The organism is Paracandidimonas soli (assembly GCF_004342005.1).
Lineage (GTDB): Bacteria > Pseudomonadota > Gammaproteobacteria > Burkholderiales > Burkholderiaceae_B > Paracandidimonas > Paracandidimonas soli.
Genome location: NZ_SMBX01000002.1, coordinates 660518 through 675996, shown reverse-complemented (window position 1 = coordinate 675996; position 15479 = coordinate 660518). Strand labels below are relative to the sequence as shown.

At 65.1% G+C, this 15479-nt stretch carries 14 protein-coding genes; 13 read left to right on the top strand and 1 reads right to left on the bottom strand.

Annotated elements, in window-relative coordinates; all coding sequences use genetic code 11:
• Positions 1-70: 70 nt before the first annotated feature.
• Complete coding sequence (locus EV686_RS06805; protein ID WP_132474780.1) at positions 71-970, bottom strand: recombination-associated protein RdgC; 900 nt, start codon at positions 968-970, stop codon at positions 71-73.
• 210 nt (positions 971-1180) lie between these two features.
• Here EV686_RS06805 and EV686_RS06800 point away from each other — a divergent pair, with 210 nt between their 5' ends.
• The 13 genes from EV686_RS06800 to recX all read left to right on the top strand — a co-directional run bounded on the left by EV686_RS06800 (position 1181) and on the right by recX (position 15479).
• Positions 1181-2053, top strand: coding sequence for a helix-turn-helix transcriptional regulator (locus EV686_RS06800; RefSeq protein ID WP_132474778.1), 873 nt, complete (start codon positions 1181-1183; stop codon positions 2051-2053).
• A gap of 166 nt (positions 2054-2219) precedes the next feature.
• Positions 2220-3404: an ABC transporter substrate-binding protein gene (locus EV686_RS06795; RefSeq protein ID WP_243650771.1), complete on the top strand. Its 1185-nt coding sequence runs from the start codon at positions 2220-2222 to the stop codon at positions 3402-3404.
• A gap of 36 nt (positions 3405-3440) precedes the next feature.
• Entirely contained in the window at positions 3441-4334 is an 894-nt protein-coding gene (locus tag EV686_RS06790) for a branched-chain amino acid ABC transporter permease (RefSeq protein ID WP_243650770.1), read from the top strand.
• Positions 4327-5316 carry a branched-chain amino acid ABC transporter permease gene (locus EV686_RS06785; protein WP_243650769.1) on the top strand — a complete coding sequence of 330 codons (990 nt, stop codon included), beginning with the start codon at positions 4327-4329 and terminating at the stop codon, positions 5314-5316. Before EV686_RS06790 ends, EV686_RS06785 begins: the two co-directional genes overlap by 8 nt.
• Positions 5303-6064 carry an ABC transporter ATP-binding protein gene (locus tag EV686_RS06780; RefSeq protein ID WP_132474776.1) on the top strand — a complete coding sequence of 254 codons (762 nt, stop codon included), beginning with the start codon at positions 5303-5305 and terminating at the stop codon, positions 6062-6064. Before EV686_RS06785 ends, EV686_RS06780 begins: the two co-directional genes overlap by 14 nt.
• Positions 6051-6758 (top strand): ABC transporter ATP-binding protein, encoded by a 708-nt coding sequence (locus EV686_RS06775; protein ID WP_132474774.1) that lies wholly within the window; start codon positions 6051-6053, stop codon positions 6756-6758. Before EV686_RS06780 ends, EV686_RS06775 begins: the two co-directional genes overlap by 14 nt.
• A gap of 71 nt (positions 6759-6829) precedes the next feature.
• Entirely contained in the window at positions 6830-9799 is a 2970-nt protein-coding gene (locus EV686_RS06770) for a xanthine dehydrogenase family protein molybdopterin-binding subunit (protein WP_243650768.1), read from the top strand.
• A gap of 91 nt (positions 9800-9890) precedes the next feature.
• Positions 9891-10727 (top strand): FAD binding domain-containing protein, encoded by an 837-nt coding sequence (locus EV686_RS06765; RefSeq protein WP_132474770.1) that lies wholly within the window; start codon positions 9891-9893, stop codon positions 10725-10727.
• Positions 10724-11308: a (2Fe-2S)-binding protein gene (locus EV686_RS06760; RefSeq protein WP_132474768.1), complete on the top strand. Its 585-nt coding sequence runs from the start codon at positions 10724-10726 to the stop codon at positions 11306-11308. The genes EV686_RS06765 and EV686_RS06760 overlap by 4 nt, the downstream gene beginning before the upstream one ends.
• Before the next feature lie 7 nt (positions 11309-11315).
• Positions 11316-12866 carry an AMP-binding protein gene (locus EV686_RS06755; RefSeq protein ID WP_132474766.1) on the top strand — a complete coding sequence of 517 codons (1551 nt, stop codon included), beginning with the start codon at positions 11316-11318 and terminating at the stop codon, positions 12864-12866.
• Between the two features lie 21 nt (positions 12867-12887).
• Positions 12888-13697 (top strand): enoyl-CoA hydratase/isomerase family protein, encoded by an 810-nt coding sequence (locus tag EV686_RS06750; RefSeq protein ID WP_377748078.1) that lies wholly within the window; start codon positions 12888-12890, stop codon positions 13695-13697.
• Positions 13698-13840: 143 nt separating this feature from the next.
• Positions 13841-14920 (top strand): recombinase RecA, encoded by a 1080-nt coding sequence (recA, locus tag EV686_RS06745; protein WP_132474764.1) that lies wholly within the window; start codon positions 13841-13843, stop codon positions 14918-14920.
• Between the two features lie 4 nt (positions 14921-14924).
• The gene (gene recX / locus EV686_RS06740) at positions 14925-15479 is read left to right on the top strand and encodes a recombination regulator RecX (RefSeq protein WP_132474762.1); all 555 of its coding nucleotides are present in this window, start codon (positions 14925-14927) and stop codon (positions 15477-15479) included.

Sequence of the window (15479 nt, the reverse complement as noted above, 5' to 3'; positions counted from 1 at the left end):
AGGGCGGCCCGGCGAAAAAAGGGCGGCAGATGCCGCCCCGATGCTGCAGATAGCGGATTCGCCGCTTGAGTCAGCCGGCGGCTTTTTCCCCGCCCAGCGTATCGACCATCGCGTCCAGCAGGAGCGCCAGTTCGCGCGTCATCAGCATCATGTCGGAATCGAATTGCTCCGCCTCGTCGGCGGATGCCGTGCGGCCTTCGTTCAGGATGTCCAGCGGCGCCACGCGCTTGATGTCCAGGTTGTCGGTCAGGACGAACGAGATCTTGTCGTTCCAGGTCATGGCCAGGCGCGTGCACTGCTTGCCTGCCTGGATGTGGCGACGCACTTCTTCGGCCTCCAGCGTCTGGCGCACGTAGCGTACGGCGGCCCGGCTTTCCGACGTGGAGCGCAGTTCGGCGTCCTGGTCGATGGTGAAGTTGGGGGGAGCCTCGTCGCTGGCCAGCCAGTCCGTCATGGCGGACGCGGGAGACTGCTCGACGTGCAGGGGCAGGACGGGAAAGGGCTCCAGCACCTTGGCCAGCATGCCCAGCACTTCGTCGCACTTGGCGGAAGCGGCCGCGTCTATCACCAGCCAGCGGTTGCGGGCGTCGAGCCAGACGCGGGTATCGTGGTAAAGGGCGAAGGCCTTGGGCAGCAGTTCGTCGGTGACCTGCTCCTTGATTTCCTTCATCTGCTTGCGGCCGGGCTTGTAGCCCTGCTGCTCTTCGATATCCCTGGCGCGAGCGCGCGCGACCTGGTTGATGACGGTGGAGGGCAGCAGTTTTTTCTGCACGCGAAGGGCGATCAGGAACTGGCCGTCCTGGGCGTGGACCAATCCGCCGCCTTCACGCGGCTCCACCCAGCCCATCGTGACGGTTTCCTGCTGCGAGCCTGGGTGGAACGGTTGTTTTTCGAGGGCGGACTGCAGCACTTCGGCGGTGCAGTTCCATTGGGGGGCAAGGCGGTAAAGCTTGAGATTCTTGAACCACATGAGAGATTTAGTCGCTTGAAATAATGAGTGGGCGAGGGCTGATTGTAAGCGTGATTGCGCGAGCCTGCCGCAACTCCGCCGCCAGTCGCCCGCAGGGTCCTGTCGCCGGGCGGCTGACTTGACATGACGAGCATTGCCGATGGATTATGTAAGTCGCTTGTTTGCGGCGGGCGGCGGTCGACCGTTCGCTGGAACCCAAAGGGGACATCAGTGTCTACCGCGATCAAAATACTCAACGGAGCGTTCGGTCGGGTCGCCCTTCTGGACATGAATCGTCCGCTGGTGACTCACGCTCACCACCATTGCCATGTGCTGATCAAGGCATGGGGTGGAAATACGTACTTCCACGCGCGCGGGCGCCTCAATCCGCTGACCGAGGATACGGCGGTGCTCATCAACGCGTGGGAGCCGCATTCTTATGCGCATCCTTGCGCGGATGCGCCTCAGTCCGTCATCCTGGCGCTCTACATCGAGCCGGCCTGGCTTGCCCAGCTCCAGGGATGCCTTAACGCGTCGGCGCATCCGCAGTTCTTCCTCCGCCCCTGTGTCGAGATTTCTCCGCGCACGAGGCAACTGGCCGACCGCCTGGTGCAGACCATGCTGCATACCGACGAAGTGTCCGAATCCTGGCTGGCCGACGCACTGTTCGACCTGCTGCTGACGGTCATCGAGCCGTTCTCGCGCTGGACGGACATGCGTGGAGCTTCCGTTCCGCTGTTGCCGGAAAGCTCGGATCGCCGCATCCGCAAAGCGGTGACCCTGATGCAGAGCGAGCTGGATTCCGACATCGATTCGGTGGCCAGCCGCTGCGGCCTGTCGCGGGCGCATTTCTATTCCCTGTTTCGCGATGAAGTGGGCTTGACGCCCAACGTCTATGCCAATGTGCTGAGGATGGAGTCCGCCATCCGGCATCTCACCAAATCCTCCGACGCCTTGTGCGATGTGTCCTACCAACTGGGTTTTTCGGCGCCGGGGCATTTCACCCGATTCTTCCGCCAGCACCTGGGCATCGCGCCCAGCGACTTCCGGCGCACCGTGCGCAACGTAGGCCTGCAGGAGTCTGCTTCCTCCAGCCATTCGTGATTGTGATGGCTTTCAGGATACCGATAAAAAATCAGACAAAAAGGTAAGTCTCCGGCGAACGGCCGTTGATACCATGCTTTCCTCAGGGATCGGAAATAAAGATCCCGTGCGGAGCGGCACTGTTTGCCGTGTGCGCCGCATATCAAATAAATCAACGGAGACAGTCATGGTGAACGCACGCCTGATCAAACTATGTTTTGCCCTGAGCGCAGGGCTGCTGACCCAGATGCCTGTGCAGGCGCAATCGCAGAATCCGATTCGCATCGGTGTGGTAACGCCGCTGTCAGGCACCTATGCGCCCATCGGCGCGCAGGTGAAGATGGGCCTGGATCTCGCGCAAAAGGAAATCAACGCGGCTGGCGGCATACTGGGCCGCCAGGTGGAACTGCTCTACGAGGACGAAGAGGCCAATCCCCAGGTGGCCGTGCAGAAGGCCGAGAAACTGTTCCAGCAGAACAAGGTCGACTTCCTCACTGGCACGGTGAATTCCGGCTCCACGCTTGCCGTGGGCCAGCTGGCGGAGCGTAACGACAAGCTGATCGCCACCACGGTATCGTTCTCGGATGCCATTACCGAGGACAAGTGTTCGCCCAACGTCTTCCGCGTCAATGCCAAGGCCGGACAGCAGTCGGTGGCGCTGGCGGAGTGGCTGGCGTCGGCTCACCCCAAGAGCCGGCTGTTCCTGATCGGGCCCGATTACGAGATGGGCCGCAGCACAGTGGCTGCATTCAAGAATGCTGCGTCGCAGCGTGACGTGCAAGTGGTCGGCGAGCTGTTCGCTCCTCTGGACAGCAAGGACTATTCCAGCTATTTCGGTCAGATGCGCGCGGCACGCCCCGACGTGCTGTATACGTCGACGGCGGGCAACGACACGGTCCGCCTGATCACCCAGATGGCCGAGTACGGATTGAACCGCAACATGGTCATGATCGGCGTGGCCGGAGCCGTTACCGAGCAGAACATCAAGGCGATCGGCAAGCATGCCGAGGGCTTCGTCACCGGCGTCGGCTATTCGACCGAGATCGACACTCCGCGCAACAAGGACTTCGTCAAGGACTTCGTCGCGGCCAACAATATCCAGCCGGATCTCTACGGCGCGGATTCCTACGGCGTACTGTATTTCTACAAGGCCGCGGCCGAGAAGGCCAACAGCGTGGAAACTGGCGCGGTGCGCGACGCCATGCGCGACCTGGAATGGGATACGCCGCAAGGACGCAAGCTGATGCGCGGCCAGGACCACCAGGCGGTGCAGGACATGTATGCCGTCCACATCAAGGGCGGGGTCTTCACCATCATGTCCAAGGTGGATGCCCAGAGCGCGATCGGCCCCAGCAAGTGCTCGCGCTGGTAAGCAGACCTTCATCCTCCCGATGTTTCGGAGACCCGCATGAGTGAACTCATGGATACACTCCAGTTCGTCTATGCGCCCCAGATCGTCAACGGCCTGTCCCTGGGCATGGCCGTGATCCTGATGGCGCTTGGACTGACCATCATCTTCGGCCTGCTCGACGTCATCAACATGGCGCATGGCGAGTTCTATGCGCTGGGCGCCTACCTGGGCCTGACGCTGCTGGCCATGGGGATGAACTTCTGGATCGTGCTGGCGGTGGTGCCCCTGATCATGCTGCCGGTCGGCTACCTGACCGAGCGCCTGCTGATCCAGCGCGTCTACCACAACAAGGACAGGCACATCCTGACCTTGCTGCTGACGTTCGGCCTGGCGATCATCATGGAAGATGTCTTCAAGATCATCTACGGCCCGAACGCATTGCGGCCGGAGGTGCCCATTTCGGGGGCCGCCGAACTGTTCGGCATGATGTTCCCGGCCTATCGTGTATTCCTGATGGCGCTGGGCGTGGTGATCGTGGCATGCATCTGGTGGGTGGTGTACCGCACGCGCTGGGGGGCCGTGGTGCGGGCGGCCGCGTACGACCGCGACATGGCGGCGTCGATGGGCGTGCCCGTGCTGCGGGTCTATGCGCTGACCTTCGCCTTCGGCGTGGCGCTGGCCGGCCTGGCGGGGGTCCTGCTCTCTCCGGTCTACTCGGTGTTCCCCACCATGGGCAAGGATTTCATCCTGATGGCTTTCACCGTCGTGATCGTCGGCGGACTGGGCAGCATCAAGGGGGCGATCATCGCCGGCCTGTTGCTGACGCAGGTGCAGGCTTTGTCCAGCCTGCACATCTCGCCGGTGTGGTCCGATCCGCTCGCGTTCGGCATCATGGTGCTGGTGCTTATGTTCCGTCCGCAAGGGCTGTTTGGGAAGCTGGGCCATGGCTGATCACATTGTTGCGCGAGGCGCCGGCGAGCGGCGCATGAACTGGGCTCTTGTTTTCGGCCTGCTGGCCACCGCCTGCGCGGTGGGCGGGTGGCTGAGCGGTGAGAGCTTCTATCTGCGGCTGGCCACCGAGGCCCTCATCTTCGGCTGCCTGGCCATGGCGGTGGATCTGCTGCTGGGCATCGCCGGCCTGCTGTCGCTGGGCCAGGCCCTGTTCTTCGGCTTCGGCGCCTATCTGTCGTCGCTGCTGCTGCGCGACGCGGGCATGGGGTTCTGGACCGTGCTGGCCATCGCCCTGGCGGGAGGCGCGCTGGCGGGCCTGGTCGGCGGCCTGATTGCGATCCGGTCGCGGGGCGTGTACTTCGCGCTCATTACCTTCGGCATGGCGCAGATCGTTGCCAAGGTGGTGTACAACTCGGCGCCGCTCGGGGCTTCCGACGGCTTCATCGGGGTGCCCGTGCCGCGCGTGCCGCTGGGCTTCTTCGAAGTGTCGGCCGACCAGCCGTTCGCGTTCTTCATGGTCGTTCTTGCGCTGGTGCTGGCGGTCTATGTGCTGCTGGCCTACCTGCTGGATACGCCGTTCGGACGCAATATGCAGGCATTGCGCGACAATCCCCAGCGCCTGTCCTTCCTGGGGTTCGATCCGTTCCGCTACAAGCTTGCGGTATTCATCATCGCAGCCGCGGTGTCTTCTTTCGCCGGCGCGCTGTATCCCATGCTGCGCGGCTTCGCGTCGCCGGAACTCATCTATTTCCAGACTTCCGGCAATGCCGTCATAACGGTGGTGCTGGGCGGCGTCGGCACTCTGATCGGCGCGCTGTACGGCAGCGTCATCCTGTTCGGACTTAAGTCTGTGCTCGGGTCCTATACCGAGCACCATCTCATCATCGTGGGCGTGCTGTTCATCCTGGCCGTGGTGTTCTTCCCGGCCGGGCTGATGGGAGCGCTCAGGAAGAAGGGCGGGAAGCGATATGGAAAGCACTGATACCATTCTTCAGGTACAGGGCCTGTCGGTCAGCTTCGGCGCCCTGCGCGCCGTGGACAGCGTCGACATGGCCGTGCGCCGTAGCGGGGTGACATCCCTGATCGGCCCCAACGGCGCGGGCAAGAGCACGCTGTTCAACCTGATCAGCGGCGCCATCCGGCCATCGGCGGGCAAGGTCCTCTTCAATGGCGTCAACGTCACCGGCTGGTCCCCCCACAAATTGCTGCGGGCGGGCATGGCGCGTTCGTTCCAGATCACCAATCTGTTCTTCGACATGAGCGTGCGGGAGAACCTGCGGCTGGCGTCGCAGATTCTGGAGCCCGCCGGCAAGGCATGGTGGCCGCTGTCGCGCTCGCACCGCGCGGCCGAGCGGGTGGAAGAGCAACTGGAGCGCTTCAGCCTGCAGGGCCGGGCCGATGCCTTGGCTGGCGAGCTGTCGCACGGCGAGCAGCGCCGTCTGGAAATCGCGGTGGCGCTGGCCAGCGGGCCGCAACTGCTGATGCTGGACGAGCCCACGCAGGGCATGTCTCACGGCGATACCCAGGAAGCGGCGCAACTGATCAAAACACTGTCCAGCGAAGTTGGCATTCTGCTGGTCGAACACGATGTGAACCTTGTCATGGACGTGTCCGACCATATCGTCGTGCTGTCGCAGGGCAAGAAGCTGGCGGAAGGCCGTCCCGCGGATGTGCGCGCAAATCCGCAGGTGCAGGCCGCGTATTTTGGAGGTGCCCATGCTGCGGCTTGACGATGTGCATGTGTATTACGGCCTGGGCCATGTCCTGCAGGGCGTCAGCATGGAGGTACGGCCGGGCGAGGTGGTCGGGCTGTTCGGGCGCAATGGCGTGGGCAAGACTACGACCATCAAGACCATCGCCGGCTGGGTCGCGCCCCGGCAGGGAAGCATCGAACTGGATGGCGCCGCCATCGGCGGGCTGACGCCGGACCAGGTCAGCCGGCATGGCGTGGCGCTGGTGCCCGAGGACCGGCGCATCTTCCCGGCGCTGTCGACGGAAGAAAACCTGGAGATGGGCTGGTCGCTGTGCCGGGGCATGACCAAGGCGCAGCGCAAGGCCAAGCTGGAAGAAGTCTATGAGCGCTTTCCGCGCCTTGCGCAGCGCAGGCGCCAGCCGGGCACCACTTTGTCGGGAGGAGAGCAGCAGATGCTGGCGATCGCCCGCGTGCTGCTCAGCGATCCGGATCTGCTGCTGATCGACGAGCCCACCGAAGGCCTGGCGCCGATCATCGTCGACGATCTTTTCCGGTTGATGGGCGAGATCAAGCAGCGCGGGCAATCCATCCTGCTGGTGGAGCAGAACGTACCGCGCGCGCTGAAGCTGTGCGACCGCTTCTATGCCATGGAGCGGGGCCAGGTGGTGCTGGAAGGCCGCGCCGGCGATGCCGGCGACGAAGAGCGTTTGATGGAGGCTATCACGATGTGACCGGCCGTCCGGGCCGCCGGATGACGGCGTGCGGAATGGAGCGATGGCCGGGAGCTCAGGAGTCAGGTTGTATGAGCGCAGAGGAAGAAGTCGCGGTATCCACGTATGTGGGCCGCCGCGTGGCGCGTATCGAGGACGACGCGCTGCTGCGCGGTCGGGGCCAGTATGGCGATGATGCCGGCGTCAAGCCGGGCACGCTGTACGCGGCGGTAGTGCGCTCGGCGTACGCTCACGCCCGCCTGCTGGGAGTGGACGCGAGCCGGGCACTGGAGATTCCGGGTGTGCGGGCGGTGCTGACCGGAGAGGATGTGGCGGCCTGGAGCCGTCCGTTCGTGGTGGGCGTCAAGCAGCCGATGCGGCACTATTGCCTGGCGGTGGATCGCGTGCGCTACGTGGGCGAGCCCGTGGCGGTGGTGGTGGCCGAAGACCGTTATCTGGCCGAGGACGGCGCCGACCGCGTGACGGTGAATTACGATCCGCTGCCGGCGGCAGTGGAAATCGATGCGGCCTTGGCCGAGGATGCGCCGGTGCTGCACGAAGAAGTCGGCAGCAACGTGGTCAGCGAGCGCCTGTACTGCTACGGTGATCCCGATACGGCCTTCGCCCAGGCCGACCATCGCATCGGGATCGAGGCGGAGTACCCGCGCAATTCATGCACCCCTATCGAGACGGCGGTAGTGGTAGCGCAGTATCTGTCGGCCACTGAAGGCTACGATGCGCAGTCCAATTTCATGGGGCCGTATTCGCTGCACACTGTGATGGCGCTGGCGCTGCAGGTATCCGGCCCGCAGTTGCGCCATCGGTGCTTCCGGGATTCGGGCGGCAGCTTCGGCGTCAAGCAGGCGGTGTTTCCCTACGTGGTGCTGATGTGCCTGGCTTCGCGCAAGGCTGGCGGCGCGCCCGTCAAGTGGGTTGAGGACAGGCTGGAGCATCTGCTGGCCGCCACCTCGGCCACGGGCCGCCAGACGAAGCTGGCCGCCGCTGTGAGCGCGGACGGCCGCATTCTCGCGCTGGACTACGATCAGGTGGATGATTGCGGGGGATATCTGCGGGCTCCCGAGCCCGCGTCGTTCTATCGCATGCACGGCTGTCTGACAGGGCCGTATGATGTGCAGAACCTGCGGGTGCGCAACCGCATTGCGCTCACCAACAAGATGCCGACCGGCCTGGTGCGCGGTTTCGGCGGTCCGCAGGTCTACTTCGCGCTGGAACGCCTGGTGCAGCGCATTGCGAACACATTGGGGCTGGACCCCCTGGACGTGTACCGGCGCAATCTCGTCGGCCGGAACGCCTTTCCCTATCGCGCGGCCGCGGGAGCGTTGCTGGATTCGGGCGATTATCACGGCACACTGGCGCATGCGCTGGCCCGTGGCGGCTTGGATGAATTGCGCGCGCGGCGCGAGGCGGCGCGCGCGCAGGGGCGCTTGTACGGCATCGGTTTTGCAGCCATCGTCGAGCCGTCGATCTCCAATATGGGATACATCAGCGTGGTGCTCACGCACGAGCAGCGCGAGCGCGCGGGTCCCAAGAACGGCGCCATCGCCTCGGCCACCGTGTCCATCGATCCGCTGGGCGGGGTGACGGTTGTGGTGGCCAGCGCTCCGGCGGGCCAGGGCCACCGCACCGTTTGCGCGCAGGTGGCGGCAGATGTGTTTGGACTGACGCCGCAGCAGGTCACCGTCAATGTGGATTTCGATACGCAGAAGGATGCATGGTCGGTGGCCGCGGGCAACTATTCCAGCCGTTTTTCCGGAGCGGTGGCCGGAGTGGTGCACCTGGCGGCCACGCGGCTGCGCGACAAGGTGGCGCGCATCGCGGCCGCACAGTGGAAGTGCTGTCCCGAGGACATCGTATTTGCCGGCGGGCAGGTAAGAGCCGGCGCAGATGGCCCGTCGCAGCCGTTCGGCAGGCTGGCCGCCGGCCCGCATTGGGCGCCGGGGCTGCTGCCGCCGGACGAAGAGCCGGGACTGCGGGAGACGGCCTTCTGGACGCCGCCGCAGCTGGAGGCGCCCGATGCGGGAGACCGCGTAAACACTTCGGCCGCCTATGGCTTTGTCTTCGACATCTGCGCCGTGGAAGTGGATCCGGATACGGGCGGGGTGCGCATCGATCGATACGCGACGACGCACGATGCCGGTCGGCTGCTGAATCCCATGCTGGCCGACGGCCAGATCCGGGGCGCGTTTGCGCAAGGCCTGGGCGCTGCGCTGATGGAAGGGTTCCAGTACGGCTCCGACGGCAGCTTTCTGTCGGGCACATTTGCCGACTACCTGGTGCCGACGGCATGCGAGGTGCCTGACCCGGTGATCTCGCACCAGGAGACATTGTCTCCGTTCACGCCGCTCGGAGCCAAGGGGCTTGGCGAAGGCAACAACATGAGCACGCCGGTGTGCGTGGCCAATGCGGTGGCCGATGCGCTGGGAGTGAAGGATGTGAGCCTGCCGCTGACGCCGTCGCGAGTCATGGCGCTGCTGGCTCCGGAGGATCCTCCTCCGTCCAGGCCTGTGGCGTCGACGGGGCCTTCCGTCCCGGGCAAGGCGGGCAAAAACCTGAGCGCATCGGGCGAAGTCAAGCTGGTCGCGCCGCCCGAGGCCGTCTTTGCCGTGCTGCTGGATCCGGAGGCGTTGGCGCGCGTGATTCCAGGCTGCCACAAGCTGCAGGAGATCGGCCCGCATCGCTACCGGGCGGATGTGACGGTGGGGGTGGGCATGGTCAAGGCGCGCTACAGCGCGGAGGTGACGCTGTCGGAACTGGATCCGCCCAACAGTCTGCGGCTGTCCGGCAAAGGGCTGTCCAGCATGGGAGCGGCCAGCGGCAGCGGCATGGTGAAACTGGATGCCGAGGACGGAGGTACGAGGCTGCGGTATGACTACGAAGCCGAAGTGTCGGGCAAGGTGGCCGCGGTGGGCGGGCGCATGCTGGAGGGTGCGGCGCGCATCGTGCTGGCTCAGCTGTTTGAGCAATTGGGCAGGCAGGCCGGCGGCGAGCCTGCGGACGGTTCGTGGTGGCGCAGGCTGCTGGCGCGGCTGGGGCTGAAGTGATGAGAAGAGCGATGAACACGATTGCGGGAACGGTCATGAGGCGTGGAAAGCAGGCCATGGCTGGGGTGCAGGCGTGCGGGGAGGAGGGCCGATGAAACCGCACCGATTTGAGTACGTGCGCGCGCGCAGCGGCGATCAGGCCGTGGCGCTTCTGGCCGAACTGGGACCCGAGGCGCGTATTCTGGCCGGCGGCCAGTCGCTGATGGCCGTCATGAACATGCGTCTTGCGCAGCCCAGCGCGCTGATCGACATCACGCGCGCGGAAGATCTGGCGTACATGCGGATCGAGGATGGCCATCTGGTGATAGGAGCGGCGGTCACGCAGGCTCAAGTGCAGGAGCGGCCGACGCTGGAAAGCGAAGTGCCGCTGCTCGCGCAGGTGTTTCCGCATATTTCGCATTTCCAGATCCGCAACCGGGGCACGGTGTGCGGATCGCTGGCGCATGCCGATCCGAGCGCGGAGCTGCCGCTGGCGCTGGCGGCGCTGGGAGGCAGCGTGGTGCTGCGCAGCCGCCGCCGGCGGCGCGTGCTCCCGGCGGCGGAGTTCTTCCAGGGCATGCTGATGACGGCGCGCCAGCCCGACGAACTGGTGGAGGCTGTCCGCTATCCGCTGGCCCGTCCCGGCGAGCGTTTCGCCTTCCGGGAATTTGCGCAGCGCCATGGGGATTTTGCGATGGCCTCGGTGGCCGTTGCGGTCTCGCCCGACAACTGGACGGTTGCCGTGGGCGGCGTGGCCGATCGGCCGGTGGCGTTGCGGCTGAAGCCTATGCCGGAAGAGACGTTGGCCAAGGCGATCAACGATTTCGCCTGGGACTTGCAGGCGCAGGACGATCACCATGCGAGCGCGGCATACCGGCGCCATCTGGTGCGCAGGCTGGCGGCGCAGGCACTGGAAGAGGCGGGCGTGAATGAAAGGGAGCGGACATGAAGGTGTTCTCGTTGTTCAGGCGCCGTACCGGGCAGGATGGAGGTAGATCGGGGCCTGTGCGTATAGGCGCTGCCGAGCAGTCCCTGGTGCGGGTCACGCTCAACGGCCAGGTGCGCGAGGCGCACTGCGAGCCGCGTATGCTGCTGTCGGATTTCCTGCGCCATGCGCTGGGCGCGACAGGCACGCACGTGGGCTGCGAGCATGGCGTGTGTGGCGCTTGCACTGTGCAGGTCGATGGGGTGGCGATGCGCTCCTGCCTGATGCTGGCGGTGCAGGCCGATGGCCGGAGCGTGGACACAGTGGAAGGATTGGCCCAGGGCGAGTCGTTGAGCGATCTCCAGGCGGCCTTCCATCGCCACCATTCGCTTCAGTGCGGCTTTTGCACGGCCGGCATCCTGATGTCCTGTGACGATTACTTGCGGCGCTATCCGCAGCCGGACGAGCAGGCGCTGCGCGAAATGCTGTCGGGGCATCTGTGCCGGTGCACGGGATATTCGCCCATCGTGGCGGCGGTGCTGGAGGTTGCGGCCGCGCGAGCGGCAGCGGATGGGGACAACAAGGCTGGGCGAAACGAGGAGTAGAACGGACATGCTGGATCTTGGTAGGACGTTTTTACAGAGTGTGGAGCGCAGTCCCGATGCTCTGGCGTTGGTCGATGGCGCGCGCCGTCTGGACTACGCCGGATGGCATGGCTGGATCGCCCAGGTGGCGCACGGCTTGCGCGGATTAGGCGCAGGCCGGGGCGAGCGCGTATTGGCCGTGCTGCAGAATCGCTCGGAAATGGCCACGGTGCACTGGGCATGCCAGTTTCTTGGCGCGGTGATGGTGCCGCTGAACTGGAGGGCCAAGCCGGAGGAGGTCGGCTATGTGCTGGGCGATGCGCAGCCTGTGGTGGCGCTGTTCGAAGAGGTCAGCGCCGATGCGGTGCGCCGGGCTCCGGGCATCGGAGCGGTGAGTCGCATCGCGGTGGGCTGCGCGGCGCAGGGCGATGAGCTGGCCTTCGAGGAGCTGGGCGCGGGCGGCGATGTTCCGGCGCTGCGGCCGGAGGCCGGAGCCGAGGATCATTCGCTGCTGCTGTATACCTCGGGCACGACGGGCAATCCCAAGGGCGTGCCGCGCCGCCATCGGCACGAGCGCGCGGCCGCGCTGGGCCACGTGGCGCAGAACCTGTATCGGCAAGGCGAGCGCACGCTGGGAGTAATGCCGCTGTATCACACGATGGGCGTGCGTTCGCTGCTGTCGATGGCGATAGTCGACGGGCTGTTCGTGTGCATGCCGCGCTTCGATGCGCGCCAGGCGCTGCAGGTGATCGAAGCCGAGGACATCAGCTGCCTGTATCTTGTGCCGACCCTATATCACGACATGCTCGCCGCTCTCGAGCGGGAGGCGACGGATCTCTCAACGGTGTGCAAGCTGGGCTTTGCCGGCGCGCCGATGCCTCAGGCGCTGCTGCAGCGGCTGCAGCAGGTCTTCCAGCCGGACCTGTTCGTCAATCACTACGGCTCGTCGGAGGTGTACACCGTATCGATCGAGCAGAACGCGGCGGCGCGTCCTGGCAGCGCGGGCCGCGCGGGGGTGAACACGCGGCTGCGAGTGATCAGGCTCGACGCCGCCGGCCCCGAGGACGAGGCCGCGCCTGGCGAAGAAGGGCAGATCATCGCGGATCTGTCCGGCGACGAAGCCTTCGAGGGCTACTGGCGCAGGCCCGATGCTGATGCCAAGGCGCTGCGCGACGGCTGGTACCTGACGGGCGACACGGGCTACCGTGATGTGCGCGGCGATCTCTACGTGACGGGCCGGGTCGATGACATGATCATCAGCGGAGGTGAGAACATCTCGCCGGTGGAGATCGAATCCGTGCTGTCGCTGCATGCGGCGGTCGACGAAGTGGCTGTGGTCGGCCTGCCCGACGAGCGCTGGGGCCAGCAGGTGGCCGCCTTCGTGACATGCCGTGCGCCGGTCGACGCCGAAGAACTCGATGCGCATTGCCGCGCATCGGATCTGTTGAATTTCAAGCGGCCGCGCCGGTATGTCTTCGTGCGCGCCATTCCCAAATCGCCAGTGGGCAAGATCCTCAGGAGGAAACTGCTTGCCGGCGAATACGAACTGGCGTCCGGCGCTCCAACCGACAAGCCATGATCTTTGCAAGGAGTTTTTATCGTGACCACTGAACTTCACCATCCGGCCCAGACGCTGCTGGACAAGCTGGATGGCTTTTTCGTCGAAATCGACGCGGCCCGCCAGCGCGCCGACATCGTGCTGACCCGGCCGCCATTCAATATCATTTCCATGCCCCAGCGCGACCAGCTGAGGCTGGTGTTCGAGGCGCTGGACGCCGACGAGCGCGTGCGTGTGATCGTGCTGCGCGCCGAGGGCGAGCACTTTTCCAGCGGCGGAGACATCAAGGGCTTCCTGGAAGCCAGCCCCGAGCATGTCTCGAAGCTGGCCTGGAACATAGCCGCTCCGGCGCGCTGTGCCAAGCCGGTGATCGCGGCTAACCAGGGCTACTGCTTCGGCGTGGGCTTCGAGATTTCGCTGGCCTGCGACTTCCGCATCGCCACGGACACCACGCAATATGCGCTGCCCGAGCAGAAGCTCGGGCAGATTCCCGGCTCCGGCGGCTCGGCGCGGCTGCAGAAAATGGTCGGCATCACGCGTACCAAGGACATCGTAATGCGTTCGCGCCGCATCTCCGGCCAGCAGGCGCTGGACTGGGGCGTGGCGACCATGATGGTGCCCGTGGAGGAACTGGGACGGGCCGTGGATGGCCTGGTGGAGGAACTGGTGCAGTTTTCCCCGCTGGCGCAGCGCACCGCCAAGAAGCTGCTGAACGACACCGAGGATGCGTCGCTGTCGGCCTCCATCGAGCTGGAAGGGCATTGCTATAGCCGGCTGCGTAGTTCCGACGACTTCCGCGAGGGCGTCGAGGCGTTCCACGGCAAGCGCGCTCCGACGTTCAGGGGCAGTTGAGGGCACAGTCCGGACGGCAGGCTTCGGCGGTTCCCGGAGGTGGATGGAAAAATCCATGGGGTACTTGTATCTGTATATATGTACAGTATAATTTGATGCAATAATTTCCGTTTACCATCCGAATTCTTTAACGAAGGACCTCCATGGACGACAAAACCACCAAGGCCGCCGCAGCCGAGCGCGCCAAGGCGCTCAGCGCCGCGCTCTCCCAGATCGAAAAGCAGTTCGGCAAAGGGTCCGTCATGCGCTATGGCGACAACCAGGTCGAACACGACATCCAGGTGGTGTCCACCGGATCGCTGGGGCTGGATATCGCGCTGGGCGTCGGCGGCCTCCCGCGCGGGCGCGTGGTGGAAGTCTACGGCCCCGAATCCTCGGGCAAGACCACGCTGACGCTGCAGGTCATCGCCGAAATGCAGAAGATCGGCGGCACCTGCGCCTTCATCGACGCGGAGCACGCCCTGGACGTCCAATATGCGGCCAAGCTGGGAGTCAATCTCTCCGACCTGCTGATCTCGCAGCCCGACACAGGCGAGCAAGCCCTTGAAATCACCGATGCCTTGGTGCGCTCCGGTTCGGTCGACCTCATCGTCATCGACTCGGTCGCGGCGCTCGTGCCCAAGGCCGAAATCGAAGGCGACATGGGCGATTCGCTGCCCGGCCTGCAGGCCCGCCTCATGAGCCAGGCGCTGCGCAAGCTGACGGCGACGATCAAGCGCACCAACTGCATGGTCATCTTCATCAACCAGATCCGCATGAAGATCGGCGTCATGTTCGGCAACCCAGAAACCACGACGGGCGGCAATGCGCTCAAGTTCTATTCCTCCGTACGCCTGGACATCCGCCGCATCGGTTCCATCAAGAAGGGCGACGAGGTCGTCGGCAACGAAACCCGCGTCAAGGTCGTCAAGAACAAGGTCGCTCCTCCATTCAAGCAGGCCGAGTTCGACATCATGTATGGCGGCGGCATTTCGCGCGAAGGCGAGATCATCGACCTGGGCGTGCAGGCCAATATCGTCGACAAGGCGGGCGCCTGGTTCAGCTACCAGGGCACGCGCATCGGCCAGGGCAAGGACAACGTCCGCGAATACCTGAAAGAGCACTCCGACATGGCCTTCGAGATCGAAAACCGCGTACGCGAGCACTTCGGTGTAACGGCCCGCGCCGCGGGCGTGGTCCGTCAGGCGCCGCAGGCCGACGAAGGCGCGCCGGACGCCGAATAAGCCCATGCGCGGAACCGGCTCCTTCCGCAAGCCGCCATCGGCCGACGACGACTTCGCGCCGGACGATGCCGACTTCCGCGAGCCGGGCAGTGCCGCCGGCAAGCGCCAGGGCCCCAGCCTGAAGGCAAGGGCCGTGGCGTTGCTGTCCCGCCGCGAGCATTCTCGGCAGGAACTGTTCCGCAAACTGGCGCCGCATGCGGAAAGCCAGGAAGCGCTCGAACAGGTGCTGGACGAGCTTGCCCGCGAAAACTGGCAGTCCGACAAACGCTTCGCGCAAAGCCTTGTGCATCGCCAGGCCGCCAGGCAGGGGGCCACCCGCATACTGAGCACCTTGCGCCAGCACGGCCTGGATGCCGAGAGCCTGTCCGAACTTGGCGACAGCCTGCGCGAAACGGAACTCGATCGCGCCAGGGAAGTTTGGCAGAAAAAATTCGGCAAGGCGCCCGGCGATGCCAGGGAGCATGCCCGCCAGATCCGCTTTCTTGCCTCTCGCGGCTTTTCCCCCGAGCTGCTGCGGACCATTCTTCGCGAAGCGGACAGCGATGGGCGGGGCGATTGA